Annotated in this window: 23 protein-coding genes; 17 read left to right on the forward strand and 6 right to left on the reverse strand. The window is 48.4% G+C overall.

What is annotated here, in order from left to right; translation table 11 throughout:
• Positions 1-100 precede the first annotated feature (100 nt).
• Complete coding sequence (locus GX441_03245) at positions 101-5,095, reverse strand: sigma 54-interacting transcriptional regulator (protein ID NLI97659.1); 4,995 nt, start codon at positions 5,093-5,095, stop codon at positions 101-103.
• A gap of 290 nt (positions 5,096-5,385) precedes the next feature.
• Here GX441_03245 and GX441_03250 point away from each other — a divergent pair, with 290 nt between their 5' ends.
• The 8 genes from GX441_03250 (at position 5,386) to GX441_03285 (ending at position 12,049) form a co-directional block, all read left to right on the forward strand.
• Complete coding sequence (locus tag GX441_03250; protein ID NLI97660.1) at positions 5,386-6,111, forward strand: hypothetical protein; 726 nt, start codon at positions 5,386-5,388, stop codon at positions 6,109-6,111.
• Positions 6,108-7,490, forward strand: a complete 1,383-nt coding sequence (locus GX441_03255; GenBank protein ID NLI97661.1) for a hypothetical protein — start codon at positions 6,108-6,110, stop codon at positions 7,488-7,490. The genes GX441_03250 and GX441_03255 overlap by 4 nt, the downstream gene beginning before the upstream one ends.
• A 153-nt stretch (positions 7,491-7,643) precedes the next feature.
• On the forward strand, positions 7,644-8,150 hold the full coding sequence (locus GX441_03260; GenBank protein NLI97662.1) for a DUF402 domain-containing protein: 507 nt from the start codon (positions 7,644-7,646) through the stop codon (positions 8,148-8,150).
• The gene (locus tag GX441_03265) at positions 8,147-9,169 is read left to right on the forward strand and encodes a SpoIID/LytB domain-containing protein (GenBank protein NLI97663.1); all 1,023 of its coding nucleotides are present in this window, start codon (positions 8,147-8,149) and stop codon (positions 9,167-9,169) included. Before GX441_03260 ends, GX441_03265 begins: the two co-directional genes overlap by 4 nt.
• Positions 9,170-9,306: 137 nt before the next feature.
• The gene (locus GX441_03270) at positions 9,307-10,182 is read left to right on the forward strand and encodes an EamA family transporter (GenBank protein ID NLI97664.1); all 876 of its coding nucleotides are present in this window, start codon (positions 9,307-9,309) and stop codon (positions 10,180-10,182) included.
• 54 nt (positions 10,183-10,236) lie between these two features.
• Positions 10,237-11,004, forward strand: a complete 768-nt coding sequence (locus tag GX441_03275) for a tetratricopeptide repeat protein (protein ID NLI97665.1) — start codon at positions 10,237-10,239, stop codon at positions 11,002-11,004.
• 91 nt (positions 11,005-11,095) lie between these two features.
• Positions 11,096-11,563 (forward strand): hypothetical protein, encoded by a 468-nt coding sequence (locus GX441_03280; GenBank protein NLI97666.1) that lies wholly within the window; start codon positions 11,096-11,098, stop codon positions 11,561-11,563.
• Positions 11,564-11,566: 3 nt separating this feature from the next.
• The gene (locus GX441_03285; GenBank protein ID NLI97667.1) at positions 11,567-12,049 is read left to right on the forward strand and encodes a periplasmic heavy metal sensor; all 483 of its coding nucleotides are present in this window, start codon (positions 11,567-11,569) and stop codon (positions 12,047-12,049) included.
• On the opposite strand, the gene GX441_03290 is transcribed toward GX441_03285, so the two are convergent.
• Complete coding sequence (locus tag GX441_03290; protein NLI97668.1) at positions 12,031-12,378, reverse strand: hypothetical protein; 348 nt, start codon at positions 12,376-12,378, stop codon at positions 12,031-12,033. The two genes, GX441_03285 and GX441_03290, sit on opposite strands and share 19 nt — an antisense overlap.
• A 161-nt stretch (positions 12,379-12,539) precedes the next feature.
• On the opposite strand from GX441_03290, the gene GX441_03295 reads away from it, so the two are divergent.
• From GX441_03295 to GX441_03330, 8 genes are all read left to right on the forward strand, one after another.
• Complete coding sequence (locus GX441_03295) at positions 12,540-13,091, forward strand: sigma-70 family RNA polymerase sigma factor (protein NLI97669.1); 552 nt, start codon at positions 12,540-12,542, stop codon at positions 13,089-13,091.
• 68 nt (positions 13,092-13,159) lie between these two features.
• Positions 13,160-14,353 (forward strand): hypothetical protein, encoded by a 1,194-nt coding sequence (locus tag GX441_03300; protein NLI97670.1) that lies wholly within the window; start codon positions 13,160-13,162, stop codon positions 14,351-14,353.
• 89 nt (positions 14,354-14,442) lie between these two features.
• A complete protein-coding gene (locus tag GX441_03305; GenBank protein NLI97671.1) occupies positions 14,443-15,309 on the forward strand; it encodes a carbon-nitrogen hydrolase family protein in 867 nt (288 codons plus the stop codon).
• Positions 15,309-15,908: a hypothetical protein gene (locus GX441_03310; protein NLI97672.1), complete on the forward strand. Its 600-nt coding sequence runs from the start codon at positions 15,309-15,311 to the stop codon at positions 15,906-15,908. Before GX441_03305 ends, GX441_03310 begins: the two co-directional genes overlap by 1 nt.
• Positions 15,909-16,096: 188 nt before the next feature.
• Positions 16,097-16,552, forward strand: coding sequence for a DUF4332 domain-containing protein (locus tag GX441_03315; GenBank protein NLI97673.1), 456 nt, complete (start codon positions 16,097-16,099; stop codon positions 16,550-16,552).
• Positions 16,553-16,614: 62 nt separating this feature from the next.
• A complete protein-coding gene (locus GX441_03320) occupies positions 16,615-17,037 on the forward strand; it encodes a zf-HC2 domain-containing protein (GenBank protein ID NLI97674.1) in 423 nt (140 codons plus the stop codon).
• On the forward strand, positions 17,034-17,552 hold the full coding sequence (locus tag GX441_03325) for a periplasmic heavy metal sensor (protein ID NLI97675.1): 519 nt from the start codon (positions 17,034-17,036) through the stop codon (positions 17,550-17,552). Before GX441_03320 ends, GX441_03325 begins: the two co-directional genes overlap by 4 nt.
• 12 nt (positions 17,553-17,564) lie before the next feature.
• Entirely contained in the window at positions 17,565-18,101 is a 537-nt protein-coding gene (locus GX441_03330) for an RNA polymerase sigma factor (protein NLI97676.1), read from the forward strand.
• Between the two features lie 135 nt (positions 18,102-18,236).
• On the opposite strand, the gene GX441_03335 is transcribed toward GX441_03330, so the two are convergent.
• Both GX441_03335 and GX441_03340 read right to left on the reverse strand, forming a co-directional pair.
• The gene (locus GX441_03335; protein NLI97677.1) at positions 18,237-18,428 is read right to left on the reverse strand and encodes a DUF5320 domain-containing protein; all 192 of its coding nucleotides are present in this window, start codon (positions 18,426-18,428) and stop codon (positions 18,237-18,239) included.
• A gap of 129 nt (positions 18,429-18,557) precedes the next feature.
• Entirely contained in the window at positions 18,558-18,998 is a 441-nt protein-coding gene (locus GX441_03340; protein NLI97678.1) for a winged helix-turn-helix transcriptional regulator, read from the reverse strand.
• Positions 18,999-19,208: 210 nt separating this feature from the next.
• Between GX441_03340 and GX441_03345 the strand changes: the two genes are divergently transcribed.
• Entirely contained in the window at positions 19,209-20,423 is a 1,215-nt protein-coding gene (locus tag GX441_03345; GenBank protein ID NLI97679.1) for a hypothetical protein, read from the forward strand.
• 223 nt (positions 20,424-20,646) lie between these two features.
• Here GX441_03345 and GX441_03350 read toward each other — a convergent pair whose 3' ends face one another.
• The gene (locus tag GX441_03350) at positions 20,647-21,786 is read right to left on the reverse strand and encodes an acyl-CoA dehydrogenase (GenBank protein ID NLI97680.1); all 1,140 of its coding nucleotides are present in this window, start codon (positions 21,784-21,786) and stop codon (positions 20,647-20,649) included.
• Between the two features lie 146 nt (positions 21,787-21,932).
• Positions 21,933-22,460: a cob(I)yrinic acid a,c-diamide adenosyltransferase gene (locus GX441_03355; protein ID NLI97681.1), complete on the reverse strand. Its 528-nt coding sequence runs from the start codon at positions 22,458-22,460 to the stop codon at positions 21,933-21,935.
• Positions 22,461-22,681: the final 221 nt, after the last annotated feature.

Here is a 22,681-nt window from a genome sequence, read left to right on the forward strand (position 1 = left end):
CTCGCAACTGTCAATTTTAGGTTGCAGTTTTTTGTGCCGTTCATTAAGTTTCCTTTTTATTTAATCTTAAAAAAGCGCAACTGTCTCTGAAAAGTGACAGTTATGAAGTGATGGGTCGGATTATATTATAACGCGAGATGAGTCTTGAAAGATGCTGTCTTGAAATATTCAATTTTTTTGCTGCGCGGCTTACGTTGCCTCGGGTTTCGAGAAGGGTGCGTTTTATCAGCTCCTCCTCTTCAATCCTCTTTGCGTCCTTTAGAGTTTTGGTCTCAAATGGGACTGAAGGAAAGAACCTCTGGTCAAGAAGGTCTTTGGTTATTTTCTTCCCGCGTACGAGGATAGCGGCCCTTTCGAGTACGTTAGCAAGCTCTCTTATATTGCCTGGCCACGGATAATCAAGAAAAGCCTGCATTACTTCATCGCTCACTTCGGTCACGGATTTGTTTAGTTCAAAAGAAGATTTCTTCAAGAAATGATTCACGAGTTCCCGGATATCCTCCTTGCGCTCCCTTAAGGGCGGGATATAAAGCTTGAAAGTATTGATTCGATAATACAAATCCTCTCTGAAACGTCCTTCACGCGTCTCAACCTCCAGGTTTTTATTCGTAGCGAAAATGAATCTGATGTTTATCCTGCGCTTAGACGATTCGCCAAGCCTGCGAAGGACTCTTTCCTCAATAACCTCAAGAAGCTTTGTCTGCATGAAGGATGAAATGTTGGTTATTTCGTCCAGAAAGACGGTTGATCCGTCCGCCGCCTCTAAGAGGCCTATCCTGTCTTCAGTTGCGCCGGTAAAAGCGCCCTTCCTGTGGCCGAAGAGCTCGGCCGCGAAAAGATTCTCAGGGAATATTCCGCAGTTGATGGAGCAGAACTCACGGCCGTGACGCAGGCTTCTATCGTGTATGAGTTTCGCCATTACGCCCTTGCCGGTGCCCGTTTCGCCCTCGAGCAGAACGTTCGCCTCGGAACGCGCTGCACGTTCTATCTGACTATACAACTCTCTTGTCGCTGGGGAGTTACCGAATACTACTCCGGACTTTTCCCATTTTTTCCTTTCGCGCGAGAGTCTTATCTCCTCACGCATTTTGTTGAATTCAGAGGATTTGTCGATTGTAGCTGCAAGTATGTTGCCCAGCGACTCAAAATAGGTAGTGTTATCGGGATTAAAAAGGCCAGGTTTTGTGCTGTCAAGATATATTGTTCCCAGGAGCTTTGAGCTAGTTTTCAGGGGGATACAAAGAATGGAACGGATTTCATTCAACAGGATGCTTTTTGAACGGTTGAAGCGCCAGTCTGTTGTTGCATCAGCCGTGTATATGGGTTCAAGACCCTGGGTAATCTGGCGCATAACGGTTTCCGAAAGACGTCTTGCCTCGTTGCGGGAAGGCGTCTCTGTATGCTTGGATGCAACGGCGTATAGCTTGGAATCTTCATGCAGAAAGATGACGCCTCTCGCCGCAGATGTAAGTTCGAGGAGTACGGAAAGAACCTGAATCATGAAATCTTCTTCCCCTAATCGGTAGTTCAAGAGTTCGCTTATGCGCCGCAAGCCTTCCAGATACAGGGGAGCAAGACCGGTCTGCTCGCGCCAGGCCGAGAAGTTCTGGGACTTGAAAGCTTCTATTTTTCTGAGTTCAGGCAATGCGCCCAGTCTTTCAAAAACAGCCTTGGAGTCCTCAAGCGCTGCTTGCGCCTCATCCGAATACCCGTTCCTTTCAAAAAGCACTTTCGAGAGCATTAAAAGGGAGAGTCCTTCCTGGTACGTGTTCTCCTGGAGCTTGAGCAGTTCGATACTCTTACGCAACAAACTTATTGCGTTTGCGTAGTCTTTTGAATGACGGTATGCAATAGCTTCCAACCGCAATATCTCGCCCCTGGAACCTTCAAAACCCGATGTATCCATCTTCGAAGATATGTGTTTGATAATCGAGAGCGCTTTTTCGATGTCACCCTCCGCAAGCAGGAGTTCGCATTCAAGAATAGAAATTTCAAAAAGATAAAATAAGCTTTGTTTTTCTGGAAGATCGGAGAATTTCCCGCATATAATTTCTCTCGCGGTATCCAAATCTCCTTTGTCGAGAGCCATGCGGCATTTAAGAGTGAGTATCCCAAGTTCGGCGCCGGGATAGCGTCTCTCGCTAGTAAGCAGGGAAGCTCTTTGAAGGAGCCTTGTCGCCCATTGTATTTTTCCCTGCATCCGGCACAGATCGGCCCAGTTGATTAATACGTAAGGTTTGTGTTGAGAGTCTTTTCTTGCAGCAATTGTTTTCCATAACTCGAGATACCCATCCCATCCTGAGCGCCATTCTCCCACAAGTGAAGAAATATCTGCATTAAGAAGCTTCAGCTCGATAACATTTTCGTCGATTCCATTCTCAGCCATAAGTTCAAGAGCTTGCTGAACGTAACTTTTCGCTTTCCTGCGCATTCCCCTGTAAAAAGAAATCTTTGCCTGAAGACGCAGGATCGTTGAGTTGAATCTTGCATCACCTGCAAGCCGGGCGAATTCGCTAGCGTGTTCAATGTACTCTCCAGCTTCTTTAAGCCTGCCTGACGCCATAAGAGTCTCTGATGCAAGGGATGACGCCTGAAAAGCTATCACCCATTCGTTTCTATTTCCCGCTTCCCCTGTTACAACCTTCACGTATTCCAGGGCTTCTTCGTTTTTTGACTGCTGAAAAAGAACCCAGGCGAGCATATACGCATTTCTTAAATAAACCTCCGATTTCGCGTCCGACAAATTGAGCGCTCTTTTGAAGACTTCTTCGGCGTATTCATATTTACCCAGCTTGAGTTTGTTCCATCCTCTTGCTGAAAGAATCTCTTCCAGAAATCTCGAGCGCGTTCCTTCGAGTTTCGTTTCCGCGGCATCAACAAGCTCTTCCGAACGGTCAATTTCTCCTACCCGCTGATAGGCGAGACCAAGAAGGAGTAGTATTTTCGCCTCCTCCTCTCTTTCTCCTCCAGCGAGTTCAAGGGCTCGATTGTAGTAAGCCTTTGAGGAAGCTATGTCTTTTTTGAGATCGGATATTCTCCCGAGCTCAAGGAATACATCCTTCCTCTCCAAACCGGAGAGATCGTATTCAAGAAGCCTTTCAAGACACTTTTGGGCTTTTTGCAGGTTCTCTAGAGCAATAAACCTCTTTGAAGCTTCTTTTAAATAGAACTTCGCTTTCTTTTTATCGCCGGCAAGAGAAAAGAGAATTGACAGCATTTCAAGATATGAATCGTCCCATTTTTCAATATCGTGATTCCAGAATCTGCAGGCTGTTTCCTCAATTGATTGACCGAGTGTTTGAGAAAGCGATTTCTTCCTCTCTATACTCATATTCTCGGAAAAGTAGCTTCTTACGAGCGAGTTTTCTATTCCGTAGTATAAATCCTCCTTCCTTCGAACGGAGATTGCCAGGCCCTTATCCGCCAGCATCTTTAATCGAAACATGAATTCATCGGCGGAGTCAATCCTCTTCAGAGAATCCAGAGGAACAAATGAATCGACGAGCGACAAAGATTCAATCAGAGTAATTGATCCTTTTGCTGCTTCCCTTATCTTCTCTTCAAGCAAGGTTCCCATCCTTTTCGAGATGGAATAGTCGGAGCCCGGTTCCCTGAAGCGCCAGATTTCCTCGTACTTAAGCCATCCATCTTTCCACAAGAGTTCTATGAGTTCTACGATTGCTGCGGGATTTCCCTGACTTGCTGAGTACAAAGTGTTTGCCAGCTCTTTTGATGAATCGAGCGTCGGGAATGTCCTGGATACCATCTCAAGAATGCTCATCTCGTCGAGTGGTTCCAGAAGCAGAGTTTTCTTCTCAGGTGAATCCCTGCCCCAGCCGGATATAAGCAGCCCAACTTTTCCGTCAAGCAATCTCATCAAATTATGGAAGACTTCCCTTTCAAAGTCTGTCAGTTCGTCCGAAACGTCGATGACAAGGGAATCTATGTTGTTTTTTAAGATCTGCGCCGCAAATCTGCGGCTCAGCTCTTCCGCGCTATGCTTAGCTACTCTTGACTCGGCGTCCAGCCCAAGGGATGATGCAAGATTCTCGATTATCGATATAAAGGCGCCTTTTCCGCTGATAAGAAGAGTCTTCATATTGTTAACGAAGGCTCTGAATCTTAACTCCTTTATGAATCTTGTCTTGCCGGAACCCCTGTCTCCTTCAAGAAAAATAACATCCTTATCGTCCGAAAGCGCCTTAAGAGCCATGTCGAGTTCCCGCGTTCTGCCGACAAAACAAGGAGCAGGCGCAAAAAGCGGCTCTTCTGCAACTACGGATTCATTGCTCCTCAGAAACCGCGAAAGAATCGATATGGATTCTCTCGCCGAAGGCCTTATTGCAGGTTCAGGCTCAAGAAATCTCAATACCAGTTCTTCAAGTTCGGCGGGGATTTTTAAGTCGCCGGTCTGTATGGTTTGCGGGCGTTTCGCTTTAGCGCGGGCAATCGACCAGGGCGACTCTTTTTCCCACAAACGGCTAGCGGAAAGAGTTTCATAAGCCAGGACCCCTAAGGAGTAGATATCGGAAGAAGGCGTTATTCCCTGTCCGACAAACAGTTCGGGAGCAACGTAGTCGAGAGTGCCTCTCGGTCTGTTCGAAGGATCAAGGTAGTAGTCCTCCGCAAACCCGAAATCAAGCAGTACGGGTTCTCCGTTGTTCCGGACAAGAATATTTGAGGGCTTAAGATCGGCGTGAACGATGCCCTGAGCATGGATGTAGGAAAGAATCGATATTATCTTGCAGAGCAACCTTGAAAATATTTGAATGAATCGTTCATCCCTTGGGATTTGTGAAAGGTATTCGTCGAAAGCGTTTCCCCTGATAAGCTCCATTGTGAAGAAGGCGGCAGAATCGATAGTCCCGCACTCGTAGACTTTTATAATGCCTTGATGTTTAAGGCGTTCAAGGATAGAGAACTCTCTTTCAATTCGTCTCGTATAATCGGAGCCTTGAGCTATCTTTACTGCTATCTCTTCTCCCGAACCTTCATTGACGGCAGACCAGACCAAGGAATCATACCCCTCTCCCAGCAGTTTGAGCGGTCTTAACCCTCTCTTTATCCAGGCACCAGAATCAATGGCCTTGCTCATAGAGTGTAATATAAATGCGACACATCCAAATGTCAACCCCCTCCTGTTATATTTATATCGAATTAAGTTGAAAGTATACTGGAACTTTGTTTGAATGCAGATGAATCCGGCGTCTCCGTGAATGTTTGGAAGTTGTTTTTTTAAGTCTGCGAGCAAAATACATAAAACGATTTATTTAGCGCCTGGGTTGCACAACAGGACTTGACTTGTTGTGTTGTAACGGTAGACTTTGCTCAAGCTACATATTTATTGTGAAATCAATAAACCATCGCAGGTTTTAAGGAGGCAGTATGAAGCGAGCTATCATCATTTGTGCAGTGGCGTTTTCAGTTCTTTTCGCACTGGATGAGCGTCTCGAAAAGGCAGACGAATATTACCTCAATCGCCACAAAGATCAGGGATATTCATTGAAAGCGAAGAGTCTTTGCGACGAAGTGTTGAAAGAAAAACCGGATGACGCCCAGGCTTTATGGCGTCTTGCAAGGCTCTATGTTCTTTTCGGCGACGGCAAAAGCAGCAAGGACGAGAAGATCTCCCGTTATGAGGCAGGCAGGGGATACGCAGAAAAAGCCAAAGGCATAGACTCCAAATGCGCAGAGGCGTTCTTCTGGTACGGGGTCAATATCGGACGCATAGGTCAAACAAAAGGCGTACTGAACTCGCTTTCCTTAGCCGGTCCTGTAAAGGAAGCGTTTGAGAAGGCTCTGGCGCTCAATTCCAAGTTTGCGCCTGCTATGGACGGACTTGCGGTATGGTACATGGAGGTTCCTGGAGTTGCAGGAGGCGATCTCAACAAATCAGTCGAGTACCTCAAGAAAGGCATTGGCATTGAACCAAATTACTCCCTCCTCTACGTGGACCTTGCCAAGGTTTATATTAAACAGAAGAACTATTCAGCCGCGCGCGACCAGCTTAAAAAATGCCTTGCCATAACCGCACCCTACAACCCCGGCGACTTTTATCTTGACGACAAGCCTGAAGCCGAAAAACTCCTGAAAGAGATAGAAGGTAAATGAAGACCTTCGTACACCTCATCCTTGCGTTGGTTTCAGGTTTGTACGCCCAAACCAGCCAAATTATTACGCCGGAGAACGTTCCGCAGATTTACAGGAATCCGGGTGAAACAATACTCATTATGGAGCCATTGATAGTCGACCGCATAGAGATAAAGGGCAACAACATCACCCGCGAGGGAATAATCAGGCGTGAGCTCGAATTCAAACCCGGCGATACTCTGACACCTGAAAAAATCGAGATGACCAAGTCCGCTCTCATGAGCACGAAGCTTTTCTCGGCCGCAGACATCGAAAGCGAAGAAGTTTCTTCAGGCAAGTCGGTTGTTACCGTTACGGTCAAGGAGAAGCGATTCCCGAGCCCGTATCCTACGATTGGCATAGACGGGTCCACAGGATTCTACCTTGGCGCAGGCGCGCTTTACCCAAACCTTTTCGGTCAGGCTATAGCCTTCGATATGGGCGGCGAAATGGGCTTCCGCTTCTCAACGCCCCGCTGGAAGGCTTACGCCTATCTCTACATGCCGTTGACGGCCAACCGCTGGCACGGGGAAAAGATTGCATACAACTACTCCTACCTTTGGCGCAAGGACGCCGAGATATACCTCCGGGAGCACAGGGTAACTTACCGTCAGGATATAAGGCCATGGCGGTTTCTCACCCTATCGCTTGAAGGAGGCTGGCTCCGCAGCAAGGCTTACGGACTCGAAGCCGATACTCACCGCTACACTTTCTCCACCGATACCGTGGACCAGTCACTGTTTCTTCAGCCTATAGTCAGGATAGACTTGCGCGACAACGACTACGACACGAGAAAGGGCTTCTTCTTCGAAGGCAGATTCTTCATCAATCCGGGCCTTTCTGAAGGGTTCCAGATGCAGCGGGCATGCTCTTTGTCCGTCGCCGGATACCTGCCCATCAACGATTACAACTGGCTTGCGGCAAACGTGTACACGTACCAGCAGCTTGATTCTATTCCCGAATACCGCACGATATACGTAGGCGAGTCGCGAAAGGTTCGAGGCTGGATAGATACAACCCAGATAGGACCTTGTCTAAGCGTATTCTCCCTTGAGTACCGCAACCGCTTCGTAGATCTTGAATTCGAGGATCTTCCTTTGCTTGGGAATTTCAAGATGTGGTGGGGCGCGAACGCATTCTTCGATCTCGGCGCCGCGCACGATCCGGGTCTGCCTGCGCTCAGGCTCGCTGACCTGACAGGCGACCGCAAGGGCGGGCTCCTGCCAGGACTAGGCTTCGGAATCGCTGCCGGAACAGGAAAGCTCGTGGGCAAGCTCGAGTTCGCCTGGGGCGTCGGCTCCGGTTTCAACGGGAGCAAATTCGCGTTCTCAATCCCTGCCTACTTCGGCTGGAGGTTTTGATAAGATGCTCCTTTTTAGCGCTTAGGCGCGCTAAAAAGATAGCAAAACCTTACTACACAATATCGGTTTGAAATCAGGCGGCTTCTCTTGATTAGTATCTAAATCTAGATAAACTCTTAGTCAGAATGTCAGTCCTTAGATTGAAGGAAAAGAATGCCTGATTCCAAGCCCTTTTTTATTTATTACTTCAGGCCTCCCGACCGGGAGCTTGAGATTTTATCCGAACTCCTGTATTCAGATGACGAGGTGATTGTTACATCCCACGTCCTTCACGGCGCTTCTAATCCGCTCGTGATAAAAGGCGAGACCGTCATCGACAACGGCTACCGCGCCGTTTTTGCCGAATACAGGAGAGAATGGTTCGATGTAGCAGGGGTCTTCCGGCCTGACGGGATTTTCACAGGATACTATGCCGATATTAACACGCCATCCGAGACCCGTCCCGACGGTTACTGGACAAAGGACCTTTTCCTTGACCTCTGGATTCCCCGAGACCGCTCGGATGTTTATCTGCTCGATGAAGACGAATTCGAGGACGCCTGCAGGAATCGGTGGATAACGGATGAGGAGGCAATAAAAGCGAAAAAGGAAGCCGAAAAACTCATGGGTCTTTTCAAGAAAGGAGAGTTCCCTCCAGCGCTCCTGGAGAGGTTTTTATGAGCGGACTTATTTTCTACATCTTTGCAGTCAGCAAGGTTTTTACCATCCGCGTCTTCGCGGATGAGAAGCCCACTGAGATAACCATAGCCTCGACCGAGGGCACCTACAAGATTCAAGCCTCGGGCGATATGCTTTTCGTCAACGGCAACAAGACTCCTTATTTCCAGCAGATGGAGGCTCAGAGCTATACGATAATCGCAGGCGGGAAAACCCGCTCTTACGCAGGAGGATTCACATTCTACTCCTTCGACGGAGAGATGTATATCCTGAACTACATACCGGAGGAGGCATACATCGCATCGGTCGTCGCATCAGAAATACCGGGTGCGCAGCCCGAGGCTCGAAAAGCCCAGGCGATACTGGCCAGGACCTATGTCTATAAAAACGTCGGCAGGCACGGACAGTACGACCTGTGCGACGGACAGCACTGTCAGGTGTACAGGGGGCTTCCCGTTGACGCTTCCTCCCTTTCAGCCGCACAGGGTACGGCAGGTCTGGTTCTGGGCTACAAAGGAACAATTGCCGATATCTATTACCATTCGACGTGCGGCGGCATGACGCTTCTGCCGTCAGATGTATGGCCGGGAATGAAGGATCAGCCATACCATCAGCGGGTTAAAGACACTCTCTGCAGAATCTCTCCATACTACGAGTGGGACGACACCTTCAATCTGGACCCTCTCTTCATCAACCTTGGTTTTGGTCAGATGCCTTCTTCAGTAAAGGTTGTACGCGATAAGGATTGGTCGCCAGTAAAAGGATTTGTTTTCTTTGCGCCGGACTCGGTTTACTTCGACTACTCCCGGGTGTCGGACGCAATCGATCACCACCCTATGACCCGCATTTTCGACGCCGAGATTAAGGAAACCTTGCTTATCCTTCACGCTCACGGGTACGGACATGCTGTGGGCATGTGCCAGGTAGGCGCTATGGCTCTTGCAAAATCGGGAGCCAATTACCGCGATATCCTAACCTTCTATTTCCCTGGCACCGAGATACTATCGCTCGCGAGCTTTTAACACCCATAAAAACGCAGGGCGTTTTTATGGGGGCCCAGGAATACCTCATGGGATCATCCTGGAGATTTAACTATGGATTTGAAGAGATATTTCAGGGGGTCCCCAAGAAAACGTTTCAAGGCTACTTGGGGTTTTGAATGAATATCTGGATAGCGATAGCGCTCATAACGCTCACTGCAACTTCATGGGAGGTTGGTGTGGTCATGCAAAAAAAGGTTGCCGACAAGCTGCCTCTCATCAAAGGACTGAAGGGAATTCTCGCATTAATCCGTTCGCCTTTGTGGATGGCAGGTCTTGTGATTACGGGCATCGGCTGGGGCGTTTACGTCTATGCGCTTAACTTCACGCCCATATCGATTGCAAGGGCGATCACTGCATCCGGATATGTTATACTTGCTCTTCTATCCACCATCTTCCTCAAACACAGGCTGAAGGCGGTAGAATGGATTGCGGTTCTTGCCGTTACTTCGGGTGTCGTTCTGATAGGCTTAAGCGAGCGGCATGACTCGGCTCTTGTTCCCAGGCTTAAATTATCGAAGCTAATAATCTCGGGAAGCATTTCTATTGTTCTATCCTTTCTCCTCGTCCTTTTTTCACGAGGAGATAATAGCAAGATAAAGCCCGCTGTTGCATTCGCGGCTGTATCCGGAATCCTCTCGGGAGTCGGCGACCTCTTGACCAAGGCGCTCCTCGTCGAAATCCAGTTCAAATCCTACTTCATCGGGTTCCTCGCGTTCGCACCCCTCATCATCATCTTCTATCTCGCCGGTTTCTTTGCGCTCTCAAGAAGCTACCAGCACGGCACGGCGGTCTCTTCGGTCGTGATTTCGGATTTCACCGTGCGCATCTCCACTGCCGCGCTCGGGATATATGCGCTTGGCGAAGCGCTTCCTCCAGACACTCTTCATCTGATTTTGAGGATTGCAGGCTTTGTGCTTGCGCTTTCGGCCTCCGTTCTCCTGGGAAGATTTTCTGGAGAAGAGGTCGCGGGAAAAATGAAAAAAAACTCTTGACAAGCCGTCGACCGGTCGCTAAACTCTTCAGCAAACAAATCCTTGGAGGAAAAAGTGACGGAATGGTATGAAAAAGCCAGAGAGCTCTACAATGCCGGAAAGAAAGAAGAAGCGGATAAAATCATAGAAGAAAAATCCAGAATAATCGCTGAAACCGCACAGGATTTCTTTGAGAGGGGAATAGCTAGGCGGTTGCTCCGCAATCTTAATGATGCCCTTGAGGATTTCAAAAAGTGCATCGAACTTTCTCCCGGATACTTTGAGGCATATCTTCATCTTGGGTGGACGTTATCGAATCTGGAAAGGTATGAAGAGGCTCTCAAGACCTTCGATAAGCTCATCGAGCTAAAGCCTGATGAGATGAAAGGTCATCACGGACGGTCGCAGTCTTTGTTTACCTTGAAACGGTACGAGGAAGTTATCGCCTACAACGAAGAACTTGTAGAACGCCTGCCCGCGTTCAGTGGATTCTGGGAACTAACCAGAACCGCGGCGCTCAATCAGCTCGGAAGGCACGAAGAAGCGTTGAATTCAGTCACAAAAATCAAGCCGGAAGAGATAAAGCCTCTGCCTTCGTATGCATATTATTTGAGTCTTGCAGAAACGTTTTGTCTCTTGAACAGGTACGATGAAGCCCTTAATGCGCTCAATGAGGGAATGGACAAAACTAGGGAAGAAGAGGGTTGTGCCCCATGTTTTGCTAACAACTGCTGGAGGAATCCTTATCTTGAGGCGCTACGTAAGCCGCCCTACCGTGAAAGACTCGAGAAAATAATAGGACCGAAACCGAAGGTCTCAAGAAAAAACCGTAGCACAGATTAGCAAGATCAATCCCTGAAAACAACTTAGACAATTCTCCAGATTTTTTGATATGCGAGCGCAAGTTTTCCGCAATTCGACTGTCTAAGTTTTTATGAATACCTTAAAGGAAAGCAAGAATAAATGCCCCAGTCGCAGGAAGCTTTCCTCTTACGGCGACGGCGAGCTTTCCAGCAAGGAAAGAGAAATCCTTGAGTCGCATTTCGAGCAATGCTTGAACTGTAGAAGTATCGTTAATGATTTCGCTTATATCACCCGACTTCTTGAAAAAACCGAAAAAGCAGACCTTTCCGAACACTTTGAGCTTAAGCTTCGCAAGAGGTTAGCTAAAGAAAAGACGGATTCTGGAATAGTTTTCAGACGCGTTTTGATACCTCTGGGTGCGGTTGCATTAGGCATCTTTGCCTTGTTTTCAGGAGGTATTATTGGAAAGGAAGCCTACAAATTTTTGTCTGGCGTGAATAGCAAGCAGACAAACGCGTCCTTTCTTGCGGTTAATGAGTTCTTTGATCATCCTAAGGGTTCAATAAGCGAGATTGTTTTAGAAGTTACAGAAAGATGAGACATGAAGAATAAGTTGTCACTAATCCTGCTCATAGTATCCCTCTGTCTTAATGCAGGCGCCCTTGTGACTTTCGGTTTTCTCGTCTTGCGCAAGGAACCTGCAGAAGCGAGCGGTGATTTCAGAAGGTGCCGCCAGGGGCTAAACAAGGCAGAGCTTGATCAAGTAGATTCTCTTGAGAGAAATGTCTTCGAAAAAAGCAATCCGATTCGGATGCAACTATATCAGAAAAGGCAGGAACTACTGGCCCTCCTCAAGGAACCTGTGCTCGATACACTCAAGAGAAATTCTCTCATAAAGGAAATAGCCGAACTGCAGGTCCGGCTTGAAACCATATCTTTCGACCATCTTAGCGATTTGAAAGCAGCACTTCCTGCAGAAAACAGGGAGAAGTTTATTCAATTCGTCGAAGAATGTTTTTGCAGTAACTCCGATTCCTGCTGTCCTGGAGAATCGGGTAACAATTGTCAACATAAGGAGAAATGAAGTATGAAAAACAATAAACCGCTTTTTGCGGCTTTTGCCGTAATGGCTGTAATCCTTGCAGTTATGTCGCCCGTATATGCGGCACCCAGCCAGAACGCTGCCGTCACCCTTGCCCTCATTGCAGCGAAAGGCTGCGTAGAAGGTTGCACTTCAGTATGCAACTGTTCGGAAACTGGTGCGTGCGATTGCGAAGACTGCAATTGCGTGAACTGTTCATGCGGGAACTGTGCAACAATTTCATCCTCTTCTGTAGCCAAAGCCTGTGATTGTACAGACTGTTCGTGTGAAGACGGCTTATGCGCTGCAAACGGTTGCGGCAACTGCAACACCGAAAATTGTAAAGGTTCAGCTTGCGGCTCGTCCTGCCGGGGACAAGCTACCTGCCATTAAGAATTTCCAAAAGAACACAAAGGGGCAATCAAGACGATAGCCCCTTTTTATTGTTAATTGACACATTGCCCGGCTTCTTAAAAAAACTACAATTGACTATATGAATACTCGGGATTATGACCTGATTCAAAGCATAGCTCAGGGCGACGAAGATGCTTTCAACGAGCTTGTATCAAGATATAAAGATAAGGTATTCTCAATCATCTACCGTTATCTCGGTTGTTGCCCGGATGCGGAGGATTTAGCACAGGAAGTATTCATAAAAATATGGCGTCATGCGGGAGGTTTCAAGGGAAAATCCGCTCTCTCGACCTGGGTTTACAAGATAGTTGCCAATCATTGTCTCAATTACCGGATGAAGGCAAAAAGACACAGACTTTCTCCGCTTGATGAAGGTATTCCTGATCATAAGGAGTGCCATGAAGAGGAATATATAAGGAAAAAAACCGCTGGGATTCTCTTGGAGGCATTGAACAGCCTGCCTCCAAGACAAAGGGTAGCTATTATACTCTCAAGATTCGATGATTGTTCGTATAAGGAGATATCCGAGATCCTCGACGTTTCTTTAGCAACCGTTGAATCGCTTCTGTTCAGAGCCAGGGAGAATCTGAGAAAGAAGCTTGCTCCCATGAGAAACAAAGGCGAGATTTGAAACACTGAAATTCTAGATCCGCAAATTCCGATGTTGACAAATCGCGATAATCGGGTAGATTTATAGGTATGATATTCCTTTTGCTGGGGGTAATGGCGTACAATCCGCCTGAGGATTCCGTCGTATATTATGGAGTCGATCTTGTATGGTGGCAGTTTTCAAGGCAGTGGGACGAGGCTTACGATACATCTCTTTCCGCCTTTCGCACTGCCCAGGGTTCCTACGACATGTTTTACTGGTATCAGGATACCGAAGGCAAGGTGGAGCTTCCCTGCATCTCGTTCTTCAGCCTTAGATACCGATATGAGGCGCGCTTCAACTTCCAGGAAAAGGTTGAATATCACAGGATAGAGCCTACGTTTCGCATATACAAGGACTTATACGCCCACCTTATGATTTCGCCATTCTACCATAAACGCTACGATGAGATGGGTGCCGGTCTCTCGTACCGGCCATCGACTCATAACTGGATATACTTCTACGGCGTGATGCAAGGATTCGACCATAATAACAGCATGCGCCACATTCTTCCGGGACCGAACAAGGATCCTTACCAGATACTGCCTTTCCGCTTCGAGATAGACGCAAGGGGCGAGCTTCCGTGGCTCAGGGCAAGGCTTCAAGCGGAGCTAGGCACTCACTCCCGGCAGTACCTGGACTGGCCCGATTCCTCCTATTACGTTTGGTACCGGGATCACGACCGCAGCGCAGTATCGGCAAGCTTAGAGTTTCAACCTCTCCGTGATGTATGGATAGGAGCAAAGGGAGCATGGCTGAGGGAGCGGGAGCGTACCGAGTGGCCCGATCAGGACTCCGTGATTGCCGACACCATACTCAACCTCTGGTTGCAGCCCTACGTATTCTGGCAGGCAACGGACAGAATCAATCTTATAGGTCAGTACAGGCTTGAGTCTTTCGACCAGGGGATGGATTCGCTTCATTACAGGCGCAACATCGATGTAATCTCATTCATCACTCACTGGCAGCCGTTCGATTTCCTAGGCATAGAAGCCGGATACGAGCGTCAATGGCGGTACCGCTATCATGACGCAGACACAATCCCGGAGGTCTGGAAGATGCCTCACACTTTTGCCAGATTCGTCTTCAACGCGAACCTTCGCTTCAAATCCGGCGTTTCCTTCATCGTAAAGGAGGGTATAAAAGCCAACGATCCTTTCGAGACCTTCAAGCGCTTCCACGCTCACACGTCCGTGCACATATTCATCCCTCTCGGCTTCGTTAACGAGCTGGGCAAAAAGTAGACATATCTTTCTTGACAACCTTTTTTTGACCTGTAGACTCCCTTCAAAAGCCTGCAATTATCTTAAGTCAGATTAATAAAAGGAGAGATATGAAGAGATTTGCGTTTTTAATTATTATTTTGTGTGTTTTCGTGAGCATGACAGGATGCGACGATGATATGTTCGTTGGCGTATTCTACTCCCTGGGCTCGCCTTTGAAATATGACGATTCCGAGGCTACACGCAGACTTAAGGTAGCTGCCTGCTGTCTTGAGTCAAGTATCGATCCGGATTCCAGCTTTTCACGAATGGTCGGTATGATTTCTGGAGTCAAGACAGATCATCCTGATGTCAGGCTCATAGTCTTCGGCGAGACCGTCCTTGGCTGGTACTATAAACCGGATGAACCCGAGGCGTATCAGCGCCGGATTGCTCAGACCATTCCTGGCCCGGCAACGGATTCGGTGGCCGAACTATGCAAGACTTACGATATATACGTAGTCTTCGGTCTTGCAGAATTGAGGGGGGGCTATCTTTACAACTCGCAGGTGCTTATCAACCCGCAGGGTTCAATCCAGGCCGTTCACTCCAAGCATGACCTAATCTACTGGGATCAGCTCTCCGGCTACACGCAGGGCATGGACACAACCATTGTCCAGATTGACGACATCAAGGCTGGCATGATCGTTTGCGCCGACATCAACAGCCTCTGGGCAACGAGAAGCATAGGTTCCCAGAACGTGGACGTGGTGATTCACAGCCTCGCGAACGTCGGCGACCTCAATCTCGAGATTGACCCCAACTCCCGCAGATTCGACGCATGGGAGATATTCGCTAACCGCTACGGCTGGGAAGGAGCAGGGGAGGAAAGATACCTCTACGGAGGCGAGACATACATCGCGGATCCTGTCGGCTGTGTAAGGGAGCGCTCCAGGGGCGAACAGGGCTACGTTTTCTGCGACCTGGGGGTGCACTGATGAAAAGAACAATTGCCGCTATCTCCATACTTGTTTCTATCCTGGCGGCGCGGGACAGGATAGACGATGATAAGGGCAGTTTCTATCTGACAATAAATTCAATGGCGCCTGTGGCGCAGATTCCGGGCTATTACACCAAAATCGTAGTTCCTTTCTTCTCTAACTTCGAGTACGGGCTGTCTGCGACAGCTGGATACCTTTTAACTCCCAGCCAGTCAGCTGACGCAAAGCTCGTACTTGGCTCAGCCGATCAGATAAGCTTTACGCCCCAGCTGCACGCAGGCTACAGCTTCTATCCCCTGGATGAGCTCAATCTCACCAACAAGGGGCTCTATCTCGGCGCGGACTTGAGGTTTCTTGACAAATGGAACACCATGACGGGCATCCATTACTTCGACCTGATACCGTCCGCACGCCTTGGGTACTTCATCGAAATAAAGCGGTTCATCATCGATCTGCGTTACAACCAGATCCTCGGCGCGTTCTCCTGGACGTCTAAAGATCACACCCCCGCCTCTCTCGGGTTCTTCCTCTCGCCTTTTCCGGAGATTGCGCCCGTCCTCCCCCTTTTGTCCCTGAATCTGGGCTGGAAGTTCTAGAAGCTGCTTTTCTCCCGTTAAGGCAGTAAAAAAGCGGCATTAACCATTCTGTCGTTTCGCGGTTTGTAAAAGGGAATTGGAAGATACACAAGAGCGGTCTCTAAGCTTATAATTTCCTGCTCCGTTTCGTCGAAGACGAAACGGAGCAGGAAACCGAATGATTTTCCTCAAGAACTTGTCTAATAGTCATGATTGAAATAGAACATAAGGAGATGAGGATGCCTTCTCTTACAAAAATACGCGGGTTAGAGTCTGAAAACATAAAAAAACTCACTAAGATAGGCATAAAAACAACCGCTCAGCTTCTCAAGCAGGGCTTAACATCTGAGAGCAGGAGGAGTTTGGCCGATATTCTCGGAGTTCAACCTTCGGTTATTTTGAGATGGGTTAAATATTCGGCTTTTTTTCAAATCGAGGGGATTACTCCTGAATATGTAGAGCTTTTAAATGCCGCAGGAATTACAAGTCCACAAGCTCTAAGCGTTTACAGCGCTCGCGAACTGGAAGCTATCCTTGAAAGAATAATAGAGGAGAGGGGTAATGGAATTAAACCGCCAACATACGAGAAGATCAGCATGTGGATATCACATTCTAAAAAACTAAGAAGCGAGATATGGTATGATGGCATGTTTTGTTACGATTAACGCAAAAATGCTTGACCATATCTTTTTTTTGGATATTCTATGGTTAATCAGGAGAGGCAGCAATGAAATGTTTAGATAAGAAAACCTGGCTTACCTACCTCAGGGGTGAAATGGACGAGAAGCTTGGAAGGGAAATCCGCATTCATCTTGAAAGCTGTCCGAAGTGCAAGGCTTTGGCAGGCGAACTTTCCAGGGCGTATGACAGTTTGGATCTTATTCAAGCTGTTGAGCCTGATTATTCGCTTGCATCTAAGATAAAACTCAGGATAAGAGATACGAGGCAGGAGAAGGATTGGGAGAGAGCGGTTGTTCCCGCAGCAGCAGCATTTGTGGGGGCGCTCTCAATCGCCGCGGGCGCTTTTCTCGGCAGGGGCATTTACGACATCGTACAGGGTGATTCATCTCAAGACGCCTACTCCTCGAACGTATATTATAGCGGCGAAGTCCCGAATCAACTAATGTATCTGGAAGGAGGCCAGAATTGAAATCAAGAGGGCTTTTGATTGGTCTCATTATATCCCTTGGTATAAACCTTGGAACTATAGGCACTTTGACTTTCTATTACATAAGGAAAGCAAGCCCCAGAATGATGTGGAAAGACTGGGAAAGAAAGAACAACGAAATCTGGGCAAGGGTAGAGGATAGTCTTGACATCAGCCCGGAGTTAGCCGCGGAGCTGCGCGAGATGTTCAAGAATAAGGCCAAAGAAACCATGATGATGAACAAGAATCTTGCGGAAACAAGAGACTCGCTTCTTGAACTTATAGAAGAACCCGAGCTTGACACCCAAAGGCTTATCGAGTTGTTATCCCGCGAAGAACAAGTTCAAAAAGAGATTGCTTTAACGCTCTATAAAAATCTCATTGAAGCCAAGAAGAAGCTTTCACCGGAAAAACAATCTCAATTCGTTGGTTTTTTCAAACAGTCTGTAAAATTTACGGGTAAACCCTGGTATATCTGGATAGATAAAAAGAACCGAAGTCAGAAAGATCACAAATAAACAGGAGATTTTATCGAGAGGCTCGTCTGCGATCCGGATTGGGAAAACATTTCTAAGGCTTCAAAAGGGGATGAGGACGCCTTCGGCATTCTTGTAAAAAAATATGAAGCCCCTGTTTCCTCGCTGATTTACAGATACACCGGAGGAGCAAATGCCGATGATCTCGTCCAGGAGGTATTCATAAAGGTTTGGCAAAAGGCATCGTCGTTTAAGGGGCGCTCAAAATTCTCCACCTGGCTTTACCGTGTCGCAGTCAATCACTGTCTGAATTACAGGTCAAAACAAAAAAGCGGATTAACGTCCGAACTCGATGAATCGGTTCCCGACAATTCGCCCGACGCGCAAGCCGTTTATGAAGTAAAAGAAAGAGCGGACTTGGTTAGGAAAGCGATTGCCGGGTTATCGTCAAAGCAGCGTATGGCAATCCTGCTCTTCAAGTTCGAAGGCTACTCCGTCGCCGAGGTCGCCGACATAATGGAACTGTCCTTCTCCGCCACCCAGTCCCTTATCTTTCGAGCGATTGATAACCTGAGAAAAAGATTGGTTTAGCCTAGCTGCTAGATTGGTGCTTATTGTTTTATACTAAGAAATCAAGGATCAAGAGTTAATCTCCTGTATGAATATCTCTTATAACTTGATGGGGCGCCAGCCATTGCTGGCGCCCCATGTGTTTGAATTATCTCGTTATGATTGCGCGTTTTTAAGGTGCTCCTCGACGGCCTCAAGCTCCTTCTTGAGCTGTCCCTTGTAATGCTCGAGATGCTCGAGCCTCTCTTCTCTTGTGTAGAAACGACGGAACCCGAAACCCGTCATTCCTGAGCAGCAGCCATGAGCGGGCGTGCAGCACGATTCCTGGGCTATGTGGTGCTTTTCCATTGTAAACCTCCTTAAAAGGTTTTTTGCGTGTTTAATAATCCGTCAGATCTGCGGACAAATTCTTCTTCAATCTCTGTGTTTGAGTATTTAACTTATCAAGCAATTGCTTAATAACATCCATAAAAATTTTTACTCACCTTCAAGTTCCTTTATCCTTGCCTCAACCTCAGCAATCTTTTGTCTGAGTGCTTTAGCATGTCTCTTGAGATGCTCAAGTTCCGAGCCCCCGCCCTCCCCGCCCTCCTCGCCCTCCCCGCCCGATTCATGGTCGCATCTTACCTCAATAACCTTGCAGCCGCATGAGCAGACATTGGTAAGCGCGTCCCTGCAGTGCTCCATTGCGACCTCGTCGATCTCGTAGGGCAGCCAGTAACCCTTGCGCTCGCAGTGCACGAGTCCGGCGTAGCGAAGAACCTTGAGATGCTGAGAAACGGCTGATGGTGTTATGTTAAGTGTGGCGGCCAGCTCCTTGACCCCCTGGGGGCCCTTCTCCTTCAGGATCTCGATGATGCGGATTCGGGTCTCGACGCTCAAGGCCTTGAAAAGTTCTACGTGTTTAGTTTCATCCATAATCAATCCGATTAAGCAACTGCTTAATTATAAGCGCAGGAGATAGATTGTCAAGCCCGTAAAGGAAGTTTCTTGTGTGATAGGAAGGAGTAAGAGAGATGATGTTAGTTAACGACATGTCCCATGCAAACCTTTTATGCCGACTTCTCGTCTATTGATTCGAGAGAGTTCCTTAAGAAGCCAAATAACAAACTTCTGAACCTAAGGAGAATGATGTTTGGAGCTATCATTCCGGCAATAATGATCGTGTTACCGATGAAATCGTCGGTTATCGATTCTGGAGACGGCTTCTGGGAAGCTGTTCGCAATCTTGAGACCCCTCAGGAGAAGGACCTCGATATGGAGCATAAAGGTTTTGGTGAGGCCGTTAGTGTCATGGCGGCAGGCGATTTCGCCAGGGCGGAGTCGCTTTTTACAATGATGCGAGACGCGTCCGATTCCCTGGTGGCCCAGGAATCGCAAGCCCTGCTCCACGATATATGGTTATACCGCTCACGGTGGGACAAGCTCAAGGAGGATACGGATGAAGGGATTGAGGAGGGCTCAGATGAGGGCAATGAGGATGGTCCCGGGTTATATGATGTGTACGCCGAATTGCCGCCGAGGGTATTCACCTTTCCCCAGTCGCGCCAGACCATCCCACTGGAGCGAAGCGTCTCCGGCTCACCCGTGGTCGAGGTCACGGTAAACGGGAAGAAACACAAGTTCTGGCTCGATACCGGGGCCCAGGGTACGGTTATCTCCTCGAACACCGCCCAGGACTGCTCCGTCACACCATTGATTGAAAGCGGGGTTAAGGCGATGGGAGCAACCTCCCAGACCGTGCCCGTATCGCCGGCGGCGCTCGATTCGCTCGTAATCGCGGGGATCAAGATCACGAATCAGCCCGTTTCCATAATGGATTCGAAGAACCTGACGCTTATGGGCGGGCAAATCGTTATCGAGGGTATCATCGGCTGGGACATCCTTAAACATCTTGTTATCGAGATAGATTCCGGCGCTATTACGCTCTACGAACCTCTAATAGCGGAGGGGCGGGATAGAAATCTCATCTGGTTCACAGTGCCCCTCGTAAAGTGCCGGTACGATTCCGGAACCCCCGTCTACTTTGTTCTGGATACGGGCGCAGGCAGAACCGGCTTGTTTGAGAGCGCATTCGACAGACTAGAGATAAAGAACTTCCGGACCGACACACTCACGGTCGGAGCGGTGGGCGGCTCCCAGAAAATAGAGGTCAAGATCGTACCTGAAGTCAGGCTGGCCCTTGACGGAACCGAATTTGAATTCAAAGACGTTAAAGCCATGCCTGAATTGAGACGCAAGGGTAGCTTTGTAAATGCGGTCGGGATTCTGGGCGCCGACGCGTTCTCGGCCGGTCACTGCATCAAGGTTGATATGACCAACGGGGTATTTGAAGTGAAGTAGCCCGGAGGATTGAGGAATAGCCCTGACCTCATCCGGGATCCATCCGATAAACTGAGATGATGGATTGTCAAGTTCCGATGCTGTGCTTCTGGCGGTTTCTTGTTGCGAAAAGTCGCAGCGAATGGACTAACAAGTTGAACTTGACAATGTCTGAATAACAAACCCATGCCCCATCAAAAACACTGCGTGTTTTTTTTGGGGGGGGGTATATTCGATGGTGAGTTTACTTTATCACGTGGCTAGCGATAACGGTGCGCTGTATCTGGTTAGTTCCTTCGTAAATCTGCAGAATCTTTGCGTCGCGCATGAATTTCTCGACCGGATACTCCTTCATGTAGCCGTAGCCGCCCATTATCTGGACAGCGTCGGTCGTTACCCGCATTGCTACATCCGAGGCGAACATCTTTGCCATTGCGGATTCACGCGCAATGTCCTTGGCTCCGGAATCAATCATCCTTGCAGTGGCATAAAGAAGCGCACGCGCAGCCTCGACCTCGGTTGCCATGTCCGCCAGCATGAACTGGACGCCCTGGAAGCTTGTGATGGGCTTGCCGAACTGACGGCGTTCTTTCGCATACTCGAGCGCTTCATCAAGCGCGCCCTGAGCGGTTCCAACTGCCTGAGCGGCAACGCCAGGACGAGTGCGGTCGAACGTCTTCATCGCTATAATGAAGCCCATGCCGCGTTTGCCCAGGAGGTTCTCCTTGGGGACCTTGCAGTCATTGAATATCAGCTGCGTTGTTTTTGATGCCCTGATGCCCATCTTGTTTTCTTCCTTGCCGAAATCGAACCCCGGCGTACCCTTTTCGACCATCATTATCGAAGCGCCTCGAGCTCCTTTATCCGGGTCTGTCATCACCACTACCGAGTAGATGTCGGCAACCTCTCCATTGGTGATGAACTGCTTAGTTCCGTTTATTATATACCCATCCTCAACCTCCTTAGCGGTAGTCTTTATGGAGCCGGCATCCGAACCTGCACCAGCTTCTGTAAGAGCGAAAGCGGCGTATACCTTTCCATCCGCAATCCTCGGAAGGAAACGCTTCTTCTGCTCATCCGATCCGTACAAAAGAATAGGCATTGCTGCAAGTCCGTTTGCGCCGTAAGTTGTACCTATACCGGGGCATACACGGCATATCTCCTCGGTAACGATGCACATCTCAGTAACCCCTCCGCCCATGCCGCCGAACTCCTCGGGAATGAAAACCCTCAAAAGATCAGCGCGGGCAAGCTCCTTCATTATCTCATGCGGAAACTCGCCCTTCTCGTCCAGTTCGGCGCGGATAGGCTTAATCTTCTTCAAGGCTATCTCGCGAGTTGTGTCGCGAATCATCTTCTGCTCTTCAGTAAAAAAATAATCCATACAAACTCCTTTGGTTCAAGCTCATCTAATTCAACACTTCGAATCCTCCCATTATGGATTATACTGAAAAAAAAAGAATTTCAAGCCCTTTCCAAGCCCTTTCAATGTCTCATCTCCAAGTTACGACAGATTGAGTCTTGCAGGAGCTAGTACTCAATCCCTTTCCTTGCCTTAATTCCCTGTTTAAAGTAATGCTTCACCTCCCCCATATCAGTCACCAAATCAGCCGCGGCTATAAGTTCCGGAGGTGCGTCCCTTCCAGTGCAGACGACCTCGAGTCCGTGGGGTCTTTCAATAATCCTCGTCATCACCTCGGCATTATCAAGAAGCCCCAGCGAGAGCGCCACGCACAATTCGTCCATGATAAGCACATCCGTATAAGTCTCTCCACAAAGATAACTTACAGCTCTTTCCCAGCCCTCTTTTGCGGCTTCGATGTGAGGCTCGGGATTGCCGTCCGGTACAAGAAAACCCTTACCGCCGAAGTGTGAGCATGTAACTCCCGCATTTCTTAGTGCTTGCAGTTCGCTTGACTCGTCCGGCTTCATGAACTGGATGAACGCTACTGTAAGTCCAGCAGATGCTGCTCTTACAGCAAGACCGACAGCGGCCGTTGTCTTGCCCTTGCCCGGGCCTGTGTAGACTTGCAGGAGTCCTAAGCCTGCCTTTTTCATACGCTTAAGCATACGCCGCAATCGGATGGTGTCAAGAGATGATACCCCAAAAGAACGCCGGAGGCGTTCTTTTGGGGACCCCGATCGAAGTCAGGTTTGACAATACGAAGTCCAGAATCATGGACAAAAGCTGGTCAAAAGATGGTCAAATAATGGTCAAAAGGTAGTCAAAAGCTGGTCAAAAATGAATCAAAATCGGGAGAAATAGGGGTTTTTGGGGT

This window comes from bacterium (genome assembly GCA_012517375.1).
Lineage (GTDB): Bacteria > Hydrothermota > Tepidihabitantia > B3-TA06 > B3-TA06 > JAAYVC01.